Here is a 17,410-nt window from a genome sequence, read left to right on the forward strand (position 1 = left end):
GCCGTGCGGGTCAGGCTTGGCCGCGAGCACGCCGTCCTTGACGGACGTTCCGTGAGCGGACCACCGCACGGACTTGGGGTCGACCGTCACCGGCGTCTGGTGGTCGTCGACGCCCTGCGCGAGGAGCGCGCGGTGCAGTCCGGGGAAGACCTTCACGCCGCCGTCGGCCGACGCCGCGCCCGGCGCGGGCTTGACGAGGAGCTGGTGCAGCCTGCCGTCGCCCTTGGAGACGAACACGCCCACGCCGTTCGTGTTGCTGCGCTCACCGCCGTCGGACGGGGTGTTGCGAATGGTCACGTGGTCCTCGCCGAGCGCGCGGGCGACCATCTCGCTCGAGCCGCCGCTGTCGAGGATGACCGCGGTCTGCACGCCCATCGCGACCATGTCACGGGCTACCTTGTTGATCGTGACGCCGCCCTTGCCGGTGCCGCCCGGGCCGTTCCACTGGGCGAGCACGAGTGTGTGCCCGCCGTCCTTGAAGCCGAACGAAGTGCGCGGGGAGATCGCGGTGTTGTCCAGGCCGGCGCGGGGCTGGCCGTTGGAGATGATGACGCCCTCGCCGGTGCCGCCGTGGCCGAGCGCGAACTTCATGGTCTTGGCGACCGGGTCGGCAAGCTCCCAACTCAGCGTCACCGGGTCCCCCGGCTGCAGCGCGCGGATCGCGGTCGCCGCGGCGTCGCGTCCGACCAGATAGAACCCGTCATCCGGGATCGTCCCCGAGCCCGCGGGCCCGTTCGGCGTGACCGACACGACCGAGCCGTTCTCGACCAGCACCTCGGCGAGGTTGCTGTCCACGCCGATGAACGGGCGGTTGCGGCTGTAGGTGCCCCACGCGGACGTGAACGCGACCATGCCGTCCGCGGGTACCGGGTGGGGTTCGGGGTCCGCCGCGTTGACCGACAGGACCTTGTGGTCCGTGCCCGCGAAGTTCGCGTTTGCGTTGACCGTGAGGTTCACGAGCTGGGCGATGCCGTCCTTGCTGACGCCGACGTGCGGCTGCGCCGCGGCGGCTTCCGGGCCGCCGAGGTTGGAGGTCTTGAGCAGTTGCCCGTTCTGGATCTCGGCACCGTGCGCCGCGGTGGAGTTGCCCAGGTCGTAGAAGTCTCCGTTGACGCCCGCGACCGCGCCGGCCTTGTCGGCGGCCACGCTGAGCGGCCCGCCGGACGCGACCGGTCCGGCGGTCAGCAGGTCCGTGCTGACCGCGCTGTTGGACAGGTCCACGGTCAGGAATCGCGCGTTGTACCAGCCGTTCTGGTCGAGCGCCTGCACGTGCTGCAGGTTGATCCCCGGACCGATCTTCTCGGTCGTGTTGATCAAGGGAAGTCCGCCGGTGACCGGCGCGGGCTGACCCGCGTCCGCGTACGCGGCGGCCGGGAAGACGGCCAGCGCGGTCGCCGCGGCGAGCGCCACCAGCAGTGGCCTCCCAGCCTGATGGTTCAAGACCTTCGATCTCATAGAAACCTCGGCTCAAGAGATGAGCGGAGGCGATGACACCTCCGCTACACCCAATTGGATCAAGGGCGCATACTTGATCAAAACGGTCAACTCGTACCCGCGGGTGACGCCACTTCGATCAGGTGGTGAACCCGGACGGAATAGGCGGTCGCACCCACGGCGGTACGCGGCCATGGGTGCCCGATCGAACCTCGCCCCGTTGCAGGTTCTCAACCTCGCCGTGTCCACTTACGACGGAAGGTGGTACGGCTGTGCAGATCCGCGAGATTGCCCCTGATCACGTAATTGAGGAAGCTCAAGCTGCTGGGGCTTTTGAGCGTCCGCCAGTAGGCGGTGAGTTGGGTTTATCGGATGCGGGAGGCGCTTGCTGTGCTCTCCTCCCGCCTTTGATGACCCAAATATTCAGCATGTACGCTGAATATTGATACGTGAACATTCAGCGAGATGGGTGGGAGATGGTCGACGAGTCCGGGCGCCATGAGGATGCGTACGAGGCGGTGTTCAGTGCGCTGGCGCACCCGGCGCGCCGACGGGTGCTGCTCACCATCTACTTCAACGGCGGATCGATGGCCGCCGGCGAGATCGCCGCGGTGTTCTCACACGCTTGGCAGACGACCACCCGCCACCTGCAGATCCTCGAGGCCGCCGGCCTGCTCAGCAGCGCACGCGACGGCCGCATGCGGATATACCACCTCGAACGCAAGCGCCTGGACCTCATACGCGACTGGCTTGCGCACTTCACCATCACGCCCGACCCCACGAAGGAGACCCCCTGACATGGCAGCCGCCACCACACCGGTTAACCGGCCCGACACTCCTCAGCTCTTCCGCCTCAGCGTCGAGGTCGGCGACCTCGACCGGGCCATCGCCTTCTACAGCGAGCTGTTCGGCATCGAAGGCCACCGGCAGGCGGGAGCCCGCTCCTACTTCGACTGCGGGCCTGTCACCCTGTCAGTCATGGACGTCTCGGCCAATGGAGCGCCGCACACCGCGGCAAAGGCCCTGTACTTCACCGTCGAGGACCTCGAAGCCCTCTTCGCCCGCGCCGAGGTCCTCGGCTGCCTGTCCACGGAACTCGTCCACGACCAGAGCGCCGGGGCCATCGTCGTCCGTCCGTGGGGCGAGCGGTCGTTCTACGCTGATGATCCCTGGGGCAACCCGCTGTGCTTCGTCGAGCGCGGCACCGTATACGCGGGCTGACTTCCGCGGCCATCTCTTTCGAGCGTCCGCCCATGGGTAGTGACACGTCGAGACAGACGGCACGGCGGCCATGAGTTTGATGATCACCCACTTGGTCCTCGCGGTGCTCGCCGCCTATGACCAGATGGTGGGGCTTCAGCCGGCAGAGCTGGCTGCGGACGGGGTCGTCATCCCCCTTTACGCGGACCCGCCGCAATGCGTCCGTTGACTGAAGGGTGAGTGGAGGCAGGAGTCTCGAAGATGGTGGGGCTTCGGCGGACGATCAGTGAAGCGAATCGGACGCGACACGGCCAGGGCCGCTACGCGCTTCGCGGTGGACGCGATGAACTGCGGCTATTTCCATCCGGTGCAGTACGTCTTGTCGTTTCGGCTGGAGCAGACGTCCCACTCCACATCCTTCGCGGGGCCGCCGACCGAGAACTCGAAGTCCTTGAACTGCCCGTTCGAGACTTCGACGTATGGATCGGGCTGCGCGTAGCGCAGCTTCCAGACTCCACCGACATGGACCCTGTAGGCGATCCGCAGCCACGAATGAGACTCGTACTGCTTGGTGTCCTGCAACCGGCCGCTCGCAGTGCCAGCCGTCCCATTCCAGGAAACGGACCCGCGAGCCCATGCGTAGTTGGTGTTGATGTCCAAAGTCGAGCCGCCCGAGGGCAGAGGTGGTTGCGTTTGCGCCGGTGATCCTTGTTGCTGCGGCGAGACCGATGCTGCGGGCGAAGAACGCCTGGGCTTGGCCCTCGTCGAGTCGGGTGATGCGGTCGATGCGGTCGATCCGGTCGATCCGGCCTGCCGTGGCGACGCGGTCGGCTCACGCGAAGGCGGGACTGCGGGCGCGGCACTCGCGCCGGAAGGCGTCGTGACCGTGCTGGTGGCTACCGTGCTGACCGCGGTGTGACCGTCATCAGATGGCCCGATCATCGCGAACCCGATTCCGACGCCTACGCCGGCGAGCACCACCCCCGCCGTGGCCGTGACCACTCTCCTCCTTCTCCGGCCCCGCGATCGGCCCGGAGACGTCGGTTCAGACGTGATGCCCGGCCGGGGAACGGAGGCCGGTGGCGAAACCCCGCCGTCAGTGGTGGGCCCAGCGGGCACGGGAGCGCCGGGCAGTTGGGACGGTGCGCCTCCCAAGTCTGCTGCGGCGTCGTGGAGCCGCTGTGCCAGAGTCGCCGCAGTGGGCCGCCCGGCCGGATCCGCGTCGAGGCAGGCGGTGACCAGAGACCACAGCGTGTCGGGCACGTTTCCTGGGCGTCGTGGCACCTCCGCGTCAGCGGCCGTCTGCGATCCGAGCAGATGAGCCAGCAAGAGGCCCGTCGCACGTACATCGTCGGGTCCACCGGTTCGTCCGGCTGGTATCCCGGATCCGACGATCGCAGGACGCGCGTGTCCGTCCGCCGTCTCCACCCGCACCCCGGCATCGAGAGGTCCGTGCGCTCTTCCTTCTACGTGCAGTGCGGCCAGTTGCTCGGCCAGGTCAGCGGCGAACAGAGCGGCCGGCCGAGGTGCAAGCGGGGTGTGCGACCGCAGATAGCCGCGCAGGTAGAGCCCGGTCACTCCGCGTTCGGTCCCCGGCGACGCCGGGCTGACGACGTCGCCGCCGCGATCCGGCCCATGAGTGGGCGTCGGCTCCGCGGAAGAAGCTGCGGAGTCATTTGAGGCGTGCCACGGCGATTGAGACCTTGTGGTGAGCCTGGCCAGCAACGCCTGAACCGTAGGACGGGCGTCGGGGTCCTTGGCCAGGCAGGAAAGCACCAGCTGTCGCAAAGGCTCGGGCACGCCACCGACATCGGGCTCGCTGGTCATGATCCCGTGGATCACCGCCGACGGCGTGGCCCCCGGAAAGGCGCGTTGGCCGGTGGCGGCGTACACCATGGTGACGGCCCAGCTGAACACATCGGAAGCCGGGCTGGCGGTACGCCCGTCAAACTGTTCGGGCGCCATGTAGGCGGGGGTGCCCACGATCCCCGAGCGAGTGGTGGCCTGGTCCAGCAGCCGTGCGATGCCGAAGTCGATGACCACCGGCCCCTCCGGGCCCATGATGACATTGGCCGGCTTGAAATCGCGGTGCACGATCCCCGCCCGGTGGATCGCTTCCAGTGCGGTCAGAGTGGCGACCGCCAGGCGTTCCAGGCCGCTGCCGGTTCGTGGCCCGTCGCTTTGTATCAGCTCATGAAGAGAGGGTCCCGGAATGTACTCGCTGACGATGTAGGGACGCTCACGGATCACCCCCATGTCGAGGACCGTGGCCGTACAGAACGTCGCCACCTGACCGGCGATGTCCATTTCGCGGGCGAACCGCCGGCGCTCGTCGGGGTCGGCGGCCATCCGAGCGTGCAGCACTTTAATGACGACCTGGGTCCCGGTGGGTGACTCGGCCCGGTACACCGTTCCCTGGCCGCCCTCACCGATGACACGTGCGAGCCGGTAGGCGCCGATCCGCTCTGGCTGCTCCGGCTCGAGCAGGCGCGAACTGGACAATCGCCGATCCTTTCAAGGCTCTAGCGACAAATCGGCCGCCAGCGGGACCGTCGCCTCCAAGGGGACCTGGAGCATCGAGAAGACTATCCATGTCTCGCGGGCGGCGGCACGGTGTTGTGGACCTTGGTCACCGTCTCCGTGGCATCCGGCCACGGAGCCTCGCAAAAACCCGTTGCCGGACCACGGCGACCACTGCTACTTTTCCGGAGGCCGTGCGAGAGAACGAGGAGGTGGTACCCGTGAACGCAATATCGACATGGGTGCTCCCCTCCGGGGTCACGGTCGGGCGATAGGTCGTCCGGGAGCGCCGTTCACGAGCACTCCCGAAAGGCACGACCATGCGATTCACCTCCGAGCAGCGCCTCGACGACGGCGTCCTCGAACGCGAATTCACCCTCGGCGAGATCCCCGGCATCCTGTGGACGCCCGTATCCGCATCCGCACCGGTCCCGCTGATCCTGCTCGGCCACCCCCCGCTCGGACTGCGCAAGATGTACCCCCGGCTGGTGGCGCGGGCCCGGCACTGTGCGGCGGAGGGCTTCGCTGCGGCCACCATCGAACTCCCTGGGAGCGGTGACCGGCCCCGTTGGGCCGCCGCCGAGCAGGCCCGCGCCGACCTTCGCCGGGCTATGGAGGCCGGCGAGCCGGTCAGCGACGAGATCATCGACGCCCTCGTCCTCCCGCTCGTCGACAAGGCGGTCCCGGAATCGCAGGCCGCCCTGGACGCCCTCCTGTCGCTGCCCGAGATCGGCGGCCCGGTCGGGTACTCGGGGGGAGTGATCTCCATCGGAATCCGGCTTGCGGTGGTCGAGCCGCGCATTGTGGCCGCCGGCTTGTTCGCCGGGAGTTTCGTGCCTCGCACCATGTTCGAGGAGGCCCGACAGGTCACCATTCCGCTGCATGTCCTGCTGCAGTGGGATGACGAAGGGAACGACCGACAGGCGGCCCTGGACCTGTTCGACGCCTTTGGCTCCAAGGAGAAAACGCTGCACGCCAACATGGGTGGGCACACCGGTGTCCCGCAGTTCGCAGGGGAGGACGCGGCCGGGTTCTTCGCCCGGCATCTGCGCTAGCCGCCGACCACCCCCGCCGTCAGGCCGGCAGCAGACGGTAGGCGATGTCGACCAGGATGCCGCTCATCGAGGACAGGTCCCGGCCCTCCTCGATGGCGGTGGCCGGCAGATGCACGACCGCCCCGATCGCGGCGGTACCGGCCGGTCGGGGCGGCGCTCGGCCACCAGCGCCTGCGGGCTCGGATGGGCGCTCGAGGCTCAGTGGAGCATGCGATCGAGCACTTCCTTGGTCGAGAGCACCGCATGGGCGAGGTAGCGGTAGTTGACGATCGCCGCTTCATAACCGTCGCCCCACTCCGGATGCCGTGGCCCGGCGGTCGCGTCCCTGACGACGGCCACCTCGAAGCCCTGCTCGAGGAACTCCCGCAGGTGGGATTCGACGCACATGTTCGCCAGCATGCCGCCGAGCACGATCCTGTCGATACCCCGCTTGCGCAGCTGCAGGACCAAATCGTTGGTCTGCGGCCCGAATACCTTGTGCGGGCTGGCGACGATCGTCCTGCCATCCTCGATGTAGGGCTTGAAGCGATCCAGCCAGTCCGCTCCCGAGTCGCGGAAACCGGTCAGATCCAGCGGGCCGCTTCGTGCGAAGGTGCCGGTCCGGATCTCGTCGGCCTCCAGCGGTCCGTTGAACATCCAGTCGCTGTCGGTCGGATAGAAGTAGTGGGGCGATATGAAGACGTCATAGCCCCGCTCCTTCGCGGCCTTGAAGATACGCTCCATGTTCTCGACCGTGCCGTTCTCGGTGACACTCGCGCCGACTACCGCCCAGCTTGTTCCGTTCTCGCTCAGCACGTCGTTCTGCGGGTCGATGAACACCACCGCAGTGTCGGTTCGCTGGAATTCCATTGCCCCGGTCCCCTTTTGCCGTCTCCTGACCCGGCCGGCCCACGTCCGGCAGGACCGGCCTCTTCTGGACGACTACGTGCGGGCCATACCCATCCTGAACTGCGACAACCTTGGCTGGGCGTTGGGCGAGGATCGGTGGAGTTTCAGCACATCGCAGTGGGTGGGCGGCGCCCTTGATGGCGGTAGTGGTGATCCTCCTCGGGGCTCTGGCGGCCACCGGCGGCGGGTCCCCTGCGAGGCCCATCGGGCGCACTTCAACGATCAGCCGCCACCCGGCGCGCTGCTACCACCGCCGTCCGATCACCTGGCCCGCCGTATCTGCCGGCGCGCAGGGAAGGTCAGCTCTATAGCCCTGATCGGGAAACCGCGGGCAAAGCGGCGCCCAGGGCCTGTGGGCCCGCTGTTAGCCTCCCGCTGACCCGCCGATCATCGGCCGCTTCGCGCGGCCGGGGTGACCGGCCGGTTTGTCGTGATCCTGGAAGATCGGGGAGGCCGCGGACCCGCCGCCACCCGCTCTTCCCTATGCGCCGGTTGGTGGCCGCGGGGGTGGGCGTGAGACGGCACGGGAAGACGGCCGCCGGTCTGGTGGTGGTGTTCGGGATGCTCGTGACCCTGGCCGGGTGCTCCTCCGGCACACCGGCGCCCTCGCCGTCACGTCTGGCGCCGCCGAACCCGGCCGCCGCCGCGTCCGGCATGGCGGTCCCGGCGCGCCCCGCGCCGCGCGACGTGTACGCCAACGACCGTCCCGGCCTGCTTAGCCCCGTCGTCCAGGGCTTCCGCCCCCTGGTGTACGTGCCGAACAGCGAGAGCGGCACCGTCGACGTCATCGACCCCAGCACGTACAAGGTCATCCGGAACTTCGGGGTGGGCAGACTGCCGCAGCACGTGGTGCCCTCGTGGGACCTCAAGACGCTGTGGGTCAACAACAACCAGGGGAACTCGCTCACCCCGATCGACCCCCGGACCGGCAGACCGGGCAAGCCCGTGCCGGTCGAGGACCCGTACAACCTGTACTTCTCGCCGGACGGCCGCTACGCGCTGGTCATGGCCGAGCGGAACAACGAGCTCGACCTGCGCGACCCGCACACCATGCGGCTGGTGCGCAGGCTCTCGCTGCCGTGCCGGGGGATCAACCACGGCGACTTCACCGCCGACGGCGGGCTCTTTCTCGCGAGCTGCGAGTTCTCCGGCGAGCTGCTCGTCGTGGACTGGAGGGTCCCGGCAGTGCGGCGCGTTATCGAGCTCGGCCATCACAGCATGCCGCAGGACGTGAAGCTCAGCCCCGACGGCGAGCTCTTCTACGTCGCCGACATGGACCGGGGCGGGGTGTGGCTCGTAGACGCCGACACCTTCGACGTCATCCGCTTCATGAGAACAGGTCTGGGCGCCCACGGCCTGTACGTCAGCCGGGACTCCCGTCACCTCTACGTCTCCAACCGCGGGGAGGGCTCGGTCTCGCTGGTGTCGCTCGCCCGGCGGAAGATCGTCGACACCTGGCGGATCCCCGGAGGCGGCTCGCCCGACATGGGAGGTGTGTCGGCCGACGGCTCAGAACTCTGGCTCTCCGGACGGTACGACAGCGTGGTCTACGTCTTTTCGACCCGCACGGGGAAGGTGCTCCACAAGATCCCCGTAGGCGCCGGGCCACACGGACTGTGCATCTATCCCCAGCCGGGCCGTTACTCGCTCGGCCACACGGGCGTGTTCCGATGACTGGCTCAGGGGATCCGGCCGCCGCAGACGGCTCGGATCGGCGTGATGGCGGGCGGTTCGGCGCACAGAAGATCGTCTATGCTGGCGGCTCGCTCGGCGGCTCGGTAGCGCTGGTCACCGCCGCCGATCCGGCGACAGGGGCGGCCGGTGTGATCTCCTTGTCCGGCGGCCTGGACGGGCAGGAGCAGACAGTGAAGCGGCTCACCGTACCCGCGCTGTACGTCGTCACCGAGGTGGACACCACCGGCGTCACGGATCTCGTCAAGGACCTCCACAAGGCGACGCCGAAGGGCAGGAGCACCTTGGCGGTCTACCCCTGGCGCGCAGCATGCAGGCGAGATGTTCCATGATGAACGTTACGTCGACAAGCTTCAGGACAAGCTCGAGACGTTCCTGCAGGATGTCTGAGGTCGGAAGAGCGCGGCCGGCCGAGGTTGGTCACCAGGGCGACCTGATGAAGGTCGTTCCGCGAACGAATGCTGCCGGCCCGGCGGATCCTTTCGGAGTACGGAGCACGACCATCGGCAGGCGCCTGTCCACCCCGGCCTTGTATGCGGCGATCTCGTCGAAAACCTCGTCCAAGGTGCCGGCCATCAGCCGATGCATGGCCTCCGGTTCGTTCCCTGCAACGGGTTGTCCAGGAGGTAGATCTGCCCGACGGACAGGTAGTTCGCGGCTCGCCATTACGCGTCGACGCCCTCGTGTGTGCCCATGACAATCACACTTGTCCGGAGCGCCCTTGATCAACCAGGGACCTTGGTCCCCATCGGCCGGGCCAAAGAGGATGAGGATCCGCGGGATGGCAACGGGGCCGACGTGGGACCGTCGGCCCTCGTTCACGACCCCGGATGCTCCTCCAGAGCGGCTGCCACGTCCGGCACGGGGATCTCCAGCCTGCGGGTCGGCCGCCGATAGCCGGAGGTCGGGGGCCGCGAGGGGATCTCCATGGACGGGAGCTGCACCTCCCCGTAGGGGATGGTCGACAGCAGGTGGGAGATCATGTTGATCCTGGCCCGCCGCTTGTCCTCGCTCTCCACGTCATACCATGGCGCTTCGGGGATGTTGGTGTGGATCAGCATCTCATCCTTGGCCCGCGAGTAATCCTCCCACCGGGTGATCGACTCCAGGTCCATCTCCGAGAGCTTCCAGCGGCGCATCGGATCGGCCAGTCGGGCCCGGAACCGCCGCTCCTGCTCGGCGTCGCTCACCGAGAACCAGTATTTGCGCAACAGGATCCCATCCTCCACGAGCAGCCGCTCGAAGATCGGGCACTGGTGGAGGAACCTGAGGTACTCCTCCTGCGTGCAAAAGCCCATTACCCGCTCGACCCCAGCGCGGTTGTACCAGCTCCGGTCGAACAGCACGATCTCCCCCGCGGCGGGCAGGTGCTCCACGTAGCGCTGGAAGTACCACTGGCTGCGCTCCCGCTCCGCGGGCGCCGGCAGCGCGGCGATCCTGGTGACCCGCGGGTTGAGGTACTCGGCGACACGGTTGATCGTGCTGCCCTTGCCGGCCGCGTCCCTACCCTCGAAGATCACGACGAGCCGCTCGCCTTCGGCGCGTACCCACTCCTGAAGCTTCACCAGCTCCGTCTGAAGGCGGTAAAGCTCCCTCTCGTACAGCTTGCGCGGTAGCCGCACCATCGAGTTCGCCTCCGTATCCTTGGCCATGGCGGGTCGCCCACCCTCTCGATTCCCAAGCTGATCAGAGGATCCACGGCCGTGGCCCGGTGATCGTCAACGGCAGCCGGACATCCCCCACGCCAACGCCGCTCGCGCGGCGCGCGGAATTGTCAATGTCCGCCACAATGCTCCGGCCCAGAAGGCCGCACAACGTGAGGCGTCGAAGCCGACGACCACTGGTCGGTCCGATAGGCGCTTACAGCTCGCCGACTTCATCGGCCCGGCTGGTGGTCCGTGACCACACCACGACGTGGCAATGAGCGTGTTGCAGTACGGCGCGGCTCACCGATCCGAGCACGACCGCGCCGATGGCGCCGTGACCGCGGGACCCGACGACCAGCAGATCCGCCTTCTGGGAGGCCTCGACCAGGGCGGTGACCGGGTGGGCGCAGACGATGTCCACCGCCACCTTCACCTCGGGGTACTTCAGCTGCCAGGCCGCGAGCTTGCCGAGCGCGTAATCCTGCTGGGCCTGCCGCACCTCATCGATGTCGTAGACGATTCCGGGAGTGTAGACCTGCACCGGAAGTTGCCAGGCGTAGACCGCGCGTAGCCCGCAGCCGCGTAGCCGCGCTTCTTCGAAGGCGTAGGTCAGAGCGGCCTCCGATTCGGCCGAGCCGTCGAAGCCAACGGCGATCTCCGCGTGCTCCACCATCGGGCCGGGCCGTACCACTACGACAGGAGCGGCGACATGTCCGGCCACGTGCATGCTGACCGACCCCAGCAGCATCCCCGTGAAACCGCCCAGCCCCCGGCTGCCGACCACCAACTCGGAGGCGCGCGTGGCCTGCTTTCGCAGTACCCGGGCCGGGGGTCCCTCGATCATCTCGACGGACACCTCAATGCCGGGCTGCCGTTCCCGCGCGATCTTCTCAGCCTGCCGGAGAATCTGGTGGCCCGAACGAGTCATGTGGTCTTGCGCGCCGGGGATCGGATAGCAGGGGATGTCGTACGGCAGGCGGTCCAGGGCGTGGACGACTCGTAGGGGCAGGCCCTTCCGGGCGGCGTCGTCAGCCGCCCATTCCACGGCGGCTGTCGCAGGGGATGAACCGTCGGTGGCGACGACGATCGGTTCAGTCATGACTTCTCCTTGTTCCTCTGTCCTTCATCGGACCGCCCTCGAAGGGAAGGTCCCCGGGCGCCTGCTCGGAGTTCCGAGGGACGTCCCGCCTTCAGCCACTGGGCCTTGCAACCCAGTTCTGCGGGGCGGGATCTCGGCGGGCTCGGCGACCGATCGAGCAGCCCACTGCTGAACCAGAACCCGAGTGTGAAGGCGGTGGAAACCGCCCTCCCATCAACGCTAGGAAGGCAAGGCGAAACCCATGGAGGGCCGAAGGTCCCGGCTGGCGCAACCAAGGACCCTGCGTACACGTCTGTTCTCGCTGGGTGATACGGCGGCGCAGGGGCATCGCCTCGGCAAGAACCGCATGGTCCTCGGAGCCCGCCGACGGCAGGGCCTGGCGCCAGGGCAGGGCCTTGAGCCGGGTCAGGAGCGTGGGCTGGTTGCCCTTGACGATGCCGGGCGCGACTCCCGCAGGAGCGGGCGCTATCGCGTCCGGCGGGACCGCACGGCCATCGTCACTGCGCACGCGAGGGAGATCACCAACGAGGCCACGGACAGCCCGACCGCCCACGGAGCTCCCGCGCCCGACCCGGTCGCAGACGTGCTACCCGCGGCCAGAGCCGCCCGGGCGGTGCCCGTCGACGGGGATGATGCCGTGTCCCCCTTGGGCACGAGCCGGAGCACTGGCGCAGGCCGCTCCGGTTCGTCGGCACCGGAGGTCGGCTCCTGGATCCAGCGCACCACCTCGCCGTCGCTGTAGTGCTGGAGCGTCTTGAACACCAGACGGTCGGTCTCGGGCAGCGGTCCGGCACTCACGGAGAACTCGTCGTACTCCCCCGGCTTGATCGCTGACTTCGGATCCGCCGCGGTCCAGGTGATCTTTCCGATGACCTCGCTGATCTGCGCGCCGTGCACCTCGATCGGCGAGGCCAGCTTGGTCTTCGTGATCTCGTACGACCAGCCGGGATGTGGCTTCACCGAGACCGAAGCCAGCGGGGAGTCGGTCGGGAGCTGAACCTCGATCTCGGTGGTGCTCGCGTCGTCGCGCTCGTTGGGGACGCGGAACGTCACGGCGGCGTAGCCGCCCTGGGTGGCCGTCTCCGGGTTCACCGTCACGTGCGCGAACGCCACCGCCTGCATGACGCCGACCAGGCAGGCCGTCACCCCCACGGTTACGAGGCCTCGTACGGCGCGGCGCAGCATACGCACTCTCCAGGTTGTGTCAGACGATCGGGCGCCGGCCGTCTCGGCCTCAGCGGCCCCGACCGTGCTGGGGCTGACCGGGTCAGGTGACGTTCCCGCGTATGCCGGGCCCAGGCTCGCCATCCGTAGCGCGGACGCCGTGACGAGCACGGCAGTGCCCGCCAGGGGGGCTCTAGCGCTCAACGCTCCTCCAGCAGGTAGGACTCTCACCGTTCTTCGAACCCTCAATAGGTGATCTTCATGGACAGTTCGCTAACCCAGGCGGTCCAGCGTCGTCGTCATCAACGCCTTGACCTTCTCGTCGGAGTCGGCACGCTGGCCCACCGCTTTGATCTGCGCGTAGCCGACGTAGATGATGGCGTTCGCCTTGTGCACCACGACGGTGACCAGATCGTCGTAGGTGTCCGGGTTCATCTCCGGGGGCGAGGTGTGCACGAGATGCTGGGCGAACCCCTTCCACCCATCCATCTCGATCGGCCGGCTGCCGACCTTGTAAGCGCCCACGACGGACGGCGGTCCGCCGAGCACGCTGAACGCCTCCGGACACTTGGCGGACTCGGCCGCGACGGTGTCCATCGTGCCGTCGGCGAGTGAGGGGCTCTGGAAGACCACCGCGCCCTGGGTGACGACCGGAAGCGACGACGGCCCCACGCGCTGCGGGCCGACGATGAACCGCCCGGTCGGATTCCCACCCACCGGCTCGACCGCCGGCTGCACGTCGACCTTGACGTCTTCTGAGCGCTGGACGTACGGACAGGTCGGGATGCTGTTCGGGGGTGTGTAGATGACGTGCGAGGCGTGGTCGGTGTCCTCGAACTCGGTGGCGCCCTTTCCCAGGTCGCTGGGGCTGACGAGGCCGGACCGGATGGAGGTCACGGTGTAGGGCGGCTTGGTCAGCGGCTGCGGAGCCCCGTTGGAGCAGCCCGCCAGGACGCAGAGGGCGATCACGCCGGCAGCGGTCATGGTCGCTCGGAGCCGGGACGCCTTCCTGTCAGCGCCTCGCATGTGTGTTACCAGCCTTTCAGTGTGCCGTGAACGGGACACGCACCGGTGTCTCGTCGAAGTCGGAGACTCGGATGTCCAGCCGCAGGACCCACTCCCCCGGGTAGGGGATGGACATCGAGTTCGCCACGTAGTGGCCGGGTTCGGCCGCGGAGACCTTGACGGGCAGCGCCGGGACGCTGCGGTCACGCGACTCGAGCGCACCCGAGACCTCGGGCACCGCGACCAGCGAGCCGTTCCGCCCGGTGATGTAGATGTCGGCCACGTTGCTTCCCGGCTTCGCGGGCTCGATCTTCACCTCGACCGAGCCGCCCCCCAGCCCGGCGGCTGGGCCGGCCGCGTCCGCGACGGCGGCGGAGATGGGGACCGTGGTGTGCACCGGCGGCGCGTAGCTGGTGCGGGCCGGGGCGGTGTTGACCAGGACGGCCGTGATCGACACGACGGCGACCCCGAGCACGACCTCACCCGCGACCGAGCGGCGCAGCCGGCGCACCGCGGTGTAAGGGGCGGCATCGAGGCCGAGGGGGTCGCGACCGCGCCGCCGCACGAACCGCCGCGCTCCTGCGGCAAGACCCACCACGGCGAGGACGGCGGCGAGCTTGCCGAGAAGCAGCCGCCCGAAGTCCGTCCCGCCGAGCGCACCCCACGTTCCCACCTGCCGCCAGGCCAGATACACCCCCGTCACCGCGATCACCGCGAAGCAGATCTGCGCGAGCGTGGAAAACCTCGGGAGCGCGGGTTCCAGGGAGATGGCGCCGGTGGGCTTCCGCCCCCTCCCTGGGAGGAGCACGCAGGCCGCGAGCGCGATCAGGCCGCCCAGCCACAGAGCCATGGCGAGCAGGTGCAGGCTGGTCGCAGGTACGGCCAGCCAGGTCTGCTCGCCAGTCTGTGCGTGATCCGCCAGCGTCCAGGTGAACGGCAGGGCGACGGCACAGGCGGCCCCGACGCCGGCCGTCCCAGCGCCAGACGTCCTGGCGCCGTCCGTCCGGACGTCAGCCAGGGACGAGGAGGGGCGTACAGCGATCCAGAAGGCCACACCAAGAGCGAGCACGATCAACAGCCGCACCGACAGCGCGTGACCAAACCGCGTGGACAGCGTGGCGCCGAGCAGCTCAGGGTCGAACACCCCGGTCAGCGACGTGCCCGCGGCGTACGGCCCCTGTACGAGCAGGACCACCACGGTGCCCGCGGTCAAGGCGGCGAAGCCGGACCACACGATGCCCCGGCCGCGGCGGTCGTCGCGGCCGGCGGGCCAGAGCACGGCGACGAACAGTCCAGCACCAAGGGCGAGGGCCAGACCGAGAAACGCAAGGGCGCGACCGACGGCGTCGACGACGGGAACGGCCGGGCTGACATCCTCCTCCACCGGGGCGGCCAGAGTGCTCGGGCGGCCGACGCTGAAGCTGAACGCCCCCGACACCACGTGCGAGTCCGCGGACGTGATCCGCCAGGCCAGGACGTAGGTTCCCTCCGCCAAACTCGTCGGAAGGCTCACCCGCGCCGTGTTGGCCTTCCCGTCCACGTAACTTGGAGCACCGATCGCCAGCTTCTTCCCTGTCACGTCGAGCAGCTGAATCGACCGCTGGTTGAAGCTCACCGCCTCGTTGAAGCGGAGCCGGACCTCGGCCGGGGGCCGGTCCAGCACCTGGCCGTCGACCGGCGAACTCTCCTGCAGGTAGGCGTGCGCGTACGCGGGACGCGTGGCCGCGACAGAGACGAGGTCCGCGACCAGGCCGCAGGCCACGAGGATCGCGACCACCGCCAGCCGCGCGATCAGCCGGGCCCGACGATGGCCCGTGTGGTTCACTCCGCGCATCATCCGTGCTGGTCCGCCTTGGAGCAGGTGACGGTGCGGGCGAGTTCCGCGAGATCCGGCCCCTTCGATACGGCGCTCGGCCTGCTCACGTCCAGGCCATAGGCCGCGACCGAGCGCGTGGCACCTCCGCGTCGCACCGACTACCTCCATGCCCGTCGCCATAGAAAGCCGGCCCGGGCGTAGCGGTCGCCACGCCGGGCCGGCGCTTTGGTTCAGATGGTTACTTGTCGCACGAGTTCCAGCAGATCTTCTTGTCCGGCTTGCCGGCCAACTTGCCGTCGAACCGGAGCACGTCGACGCCTCGGTTGTAGTCCGCGACGTAGACCAGTCCGTTGTGCCAGTAGGCGGCCGACGCCGAGCCGGCGGTCACGCCCGTCCCCGACGGCACGCGGAAGTAGCCGACCTGGGTCGGGTTCTTGGGGTCGGACACGTCGAGGAAGCGGGTGCCCTGGCCGTACCACGCCTGCGCGACGATGTTGCCGTTCACCGTGAACCAGTGCGCGGAGCAGCTACCGGTGGTGGCCGACCCCTCCTTGCCCCACGGAGACCAGTGGCTGATCAGGTCCAGCCGGAACGGCTTCTCCGGCGTGGACCGCCAGCTCTCGCCGTCGTAGCTGCCCTTCAACGAGGCGATCTTGAACTCGCCCGCCTGTGAGCAGGTCGTGATGTTCTCGTTGGTGATGTAGAGCAGCTCGCCCTTGTCGAAGGAGCCGAGCTTCTCGGTGTTGTGGTAGGCGTTGTGGTCGAAGAAGTCGAAGAAGGCGGTACCCGCCGGGTTGGTGGGGACGACAGTGCCGCCCGCGTACGGCACCGGGTCGTACGCCGTCGCGACCCGGTTGCGCTTCTGCACCGGGTCGTAGTGCCTGCCCTTGGTCCAGTAGCCGCGTACGCCACCCTCGCCGGAGGCCCAGGCCACACCGTTCTTGTCGACGTCGACGCTGTGCACGTAGTCCGTGGTCCCGTCGACCCGGCCGAGATCGAGTGCCAAGTCGAGGGTGCGCGGGTGCTTGATGTCGCGGATGTCGGTCACCCGGATCGGCACGCCCTTCCAGGACGGGTCCTGGCCCGGCGTGCCCGTGTTGGCCGGACCGACCGACCACAGGTACGTGCAGTCGTTGATGCAGGTCGCTGTGTGCCCGGCCGCGATCGGCTGGAAGACGACGGTCTCCGGCTTCCACGGGTTCTTGACGTCGACGATGTAGACGCCGGACTGACCGGTCGAGACGGTGCCGCCGAAGCCGCGCGGGTCCCGGCTGAGGAAGACCAGCTTGCGCTTCGGGTCGACGGTCATGTTCTCGCCTTCCCAGAATCTGTCCTGGGTGTCCCCCGGCTGGCGCAGCTCGGCTGCCGTGATCTTCGAGACCATGGCCGGGTGCTTGGGGTCCTTCAGCGACCAGACGGCGAGGCCGCCGGTGCCGTTGGCGAACATGAAGTCGTAGCCGTACTTGTCGTAGTGGATGAAGTTCAGCCCCGAGTAGCCGCTGACGCCCTTGACGTTGTCGAGGAACGTGACGTTGCCTGCGACAGCGGTCGTCGGAACGTTGTGGACGTCGTCGAGGACCGGACCGCCATGGGCGGAGTTGCTGGACGGACTCGGGTCGGACGGCTCGTCGGCGAGTGCTGAGGCGGCTCCGGACAGCTGCAGTGCCACAGCCGTTGCCAGAGCGACCGCACCCGCCGCGAGGGATTTCGCTTTCACCAGACCCTCCCTAGGCCGGCAGTGCAGTTGGAAAACCGCGCGGCCGAAGATCACAAGTGACACCACTGTAGAGAGCTGCAAGAGCGGCTGTCATGGTGCGAATGTTGAAAATGCCCCCATATGGCTCCGTCATTCGTCGTGATCGCCCGGGCAGGCCCTTACGGCCGTGGTCGT

At 68.3% G+C, this 17,410-nt stretch carries 17 protein-coding genes; 6 read left to right on the top strand and 11 right to left on the bottom strand.

Going from position 1 to position 17,410, the window contains the following annotated elements:
* Nucleotides 1-1,440: phosphodiester glycosidase family protein (locus Pph01_RS38340; protein ID WP_204078159.1), on the bottom strand; the 1,440-nt coding region annotated here is incomplete at its 3' end.
* A gap of 443 nt (nt 1,441-1,883) precedes the next feature.
* Here Pph01_RS38340 and Pph01_RS38345 point away from each other — a divergent pair.
* The 3 genes from Pph01_RS38345 (at nt 1,884) to Pph01_RS43510 (ending at nt 2,863) form a co-directional block, all read left to right on the top strand.
* Complete coding sequence (locus tag Pph01_RS38345) at nt 1,884-2,231, top strand: ArsR/SmtB family transcription factor (protein ID WP_204078160.1); 348 nt, start codon at nt 1,884-1,886, stop codon at nt 2,229-2,231.
* A gap of 1 nt (nt 2,232) precedes the next feature.
* The gene (locus tag Pph01_RS38350; RefSeq protein ID WP_204078161.1) at nt 2,233-2,655 is read left to right on the top strand and encodes a VOC family protein; all 423 of its coding nucleotides are present in this window, start codon (nt 2,233-2,235) and stop codon (nt 2,653-2,655) included.
* A gap of 79 nt (nt 2,656-2,734) precedes the next feature.
* Nucleotides 2,735-2,863 (top strand): hypothetical protein, encoded by a 129-nt coding sequence (locus Pph01_RS43510; RefSeq protein ID WP_275412927.1) that lies wholly within the window; start codon nt 2,735-2,737, stop codon nt 2,861-2,863.
* Between the two features lie 125 nt (nt 2,864-2,988).
* On the opposite strand, the gene Pph01_RS38355 is transcribed toward Pph01_RS43510, so the two are convergent.
* Entirely contained in the window at nt 2,989-5,136 is a 2,148-nt protein-coding gene (locus tag Pph01_RS38355) for a serine/threonine protein kinase (RefSeq protein ID WP_204078162.1), read from the bottom strand.
* A gap of 338 nt (nt 5,137-5,474) precedes the next feature.
* Here Pph01_RS38355 and Pph01_RS38360 point away from each other — a divergent pair, with 338 nt between their 5' ends.
* Complete coding sequence (locus Pph01_RS38360; RefSeq protein ID WP_204078163.1) at nt 5,475-6,209, top strand: alpha/beta fold hydrolase; 735 nt, start codon at nt 5,475-5,477, stop codon at nt 6,207-6,209.
* A gap of 198 nt (nt 6,210-6,407) precedes the next feature.
* On the opposite strand, the gene Pph01_RS38365 is transcribed toward Pph01_RS38360, so the two are convergent.
* Entirely contained in the window at nt 6,408-7,028 is a 621-nt protein-coding gene (locus tag Pph01_RS38365; RefSeq protein WP_239117337.1) for a cysteine hydrolase family protein, read from the bottom strand.
* A gap of 552 nt (nt 7,029-7,580) precedes the next feature.
* Between Pph01_RS38365 and Pph01_RS38370 the strand changes: the two genes are divergently transcribed.
* Together Pph01_RS38370 and Pph01_RS38375 are read left to right on the top strand one after the other, a co-directional pair.
* Nucleotides 7,581-8,771: a YncE family protein gene (locus Pph01_RS38370; RefSeq protein ID WP_204078165.1), complete on the top strand. Its 1,191-nt coding sequence runs from the start codon at nt 7,581-7,583 to the stop codon at nt 8,769-8,771.
* Nucleotides 8,768-9,121, top strand: coding sequence for a hypothetical protein (locus Pph01_RS38375; RefSeq protein ID WP_204078166.1), 354 nt, complete (start codon nt 8,768-8,770; stop codon nt 9,119-9,121). Before Pph01_RS38370 ends, Pph01_RS38375 begins: the two co-directional genes overlap by 4 nt.
* Nucleotides 9,122-9,209: 88 nt before the next feature.
* Here Pph01_RS38375 and Pph01_RS43585 read toward each other — a convergent pair whose 3' ends face one another.
* From Pph01_RS43585 to Pph01_RS38415, 8 genes are all read right to left on the bottom strand, one after another.
* Nucleotides 9,210-9,377 (bottom strand): phosphoketolase family protein, encoded by a 168-nt coding sequence (locus tag Pph01_RS43585; RefSeq protein ID WP_373315707.1) that lies wholly within the window; start codon nt 9,375-9,377, stop codon nt 9,210-9,212.
* Between the two features lie 230 nt (nt 9,378-9,607).
* Nucleotides 9,608-10,441, bottom strand: coding sequence for a polyphosphate kinase 2 (gene ppk2, locus Pph01_RS38385; RefSeq protein ID WP_204078168.1), 834 nt, complete (start codon nt 10,439-10,441; stop codon nt 9,608-9,610).
* A 208-nt stretch (nt 10,442-10,649) separates the two neighbouring features.
* The gene (locus tag Pph01_RS38390) at nt 10,650-11,534 is read right to left on the bottom strand and encodes a universal stress protein (RefSeq protein ID WP_204078169.1); all 885 of its coding nucleotides are present in this window, start codon (nt 11,532-11,534) and stop codon (nt 10,650-10,652) included.
* A 465-nt stretch (nt 11,535-11,999) separates the two neighbouring features.
* Nucleotides 12,000-12,719, bottom strand: a complete 720-nt coding sequence (locus Pph01_RS38395) for a YcnI family copper-binding membrane protein (RefSeq protein ID WP_239117339.1) — start codon at nt 12,717-12,719, stop codon at nt 12,000-12,002.
* 252 nt (nt 12,720-12,971) lie between these two features.
* Nucleotides 12,972-13,682, bottom strand: coding sequence for a hypothetical protein (locus tag Pph01_RS38400; RefSeq protein WP_204078170.1), 711 nt, complete (start codon nt 13,680-13,682; stop codon nt 12,972-12,974).
* Between the two features lie 58 nt (nt 13,683-13,740).
* Nucleotides 13,741-15,528 (bottom strand): copper resistance CopC/CopD family protein, encoded by a 1,788-nt coding sequence (locus tag Pph01_RS38405; RefSeq protein WP_204078171.1) that lies wholly within the window; start codon nt 15,526-15,528, stop codon nt 13,741-13,743.
* Nucleotides 15,529-15,536: 8 nt separating this feature from the next.
* Nucleotides 15,537-15,674, bottom strand: a complete 138-nt coding sequence (locus Pph01_RS38410; protein WP_204078172.1) for a hypothetical protein — start codon at nt 15,672-15,674, stop codon at nt 15,537-15,539.
* Between the two features lie 83 nt (nt 15,675-15,757).
* Complete coding sequence (locus Pph01_RS38415; RefSeq protein ID WP_204078173.1) at nt 15,758-17,236, bottom strand: LVIVD repeat-containing protein; 1,479 nt, start codon at nt 17,234-17,236, stop codon at nt 15,758-15,760.
* Nucleotides 17,237-17,410 lie beyond the last annotated feature (174 nt).

It is taken from the genome of Planotetraspora phitsanulokensis, from assembly GCF_016863295.1.
Classification (GTDB): domain Bacteria; phylum Actinomycetota; class Actinomycetes; order Streptosporangiales; family Streptosporangiaceae; genus Planotetraspora; species Planotetraspora phitsanulokensis.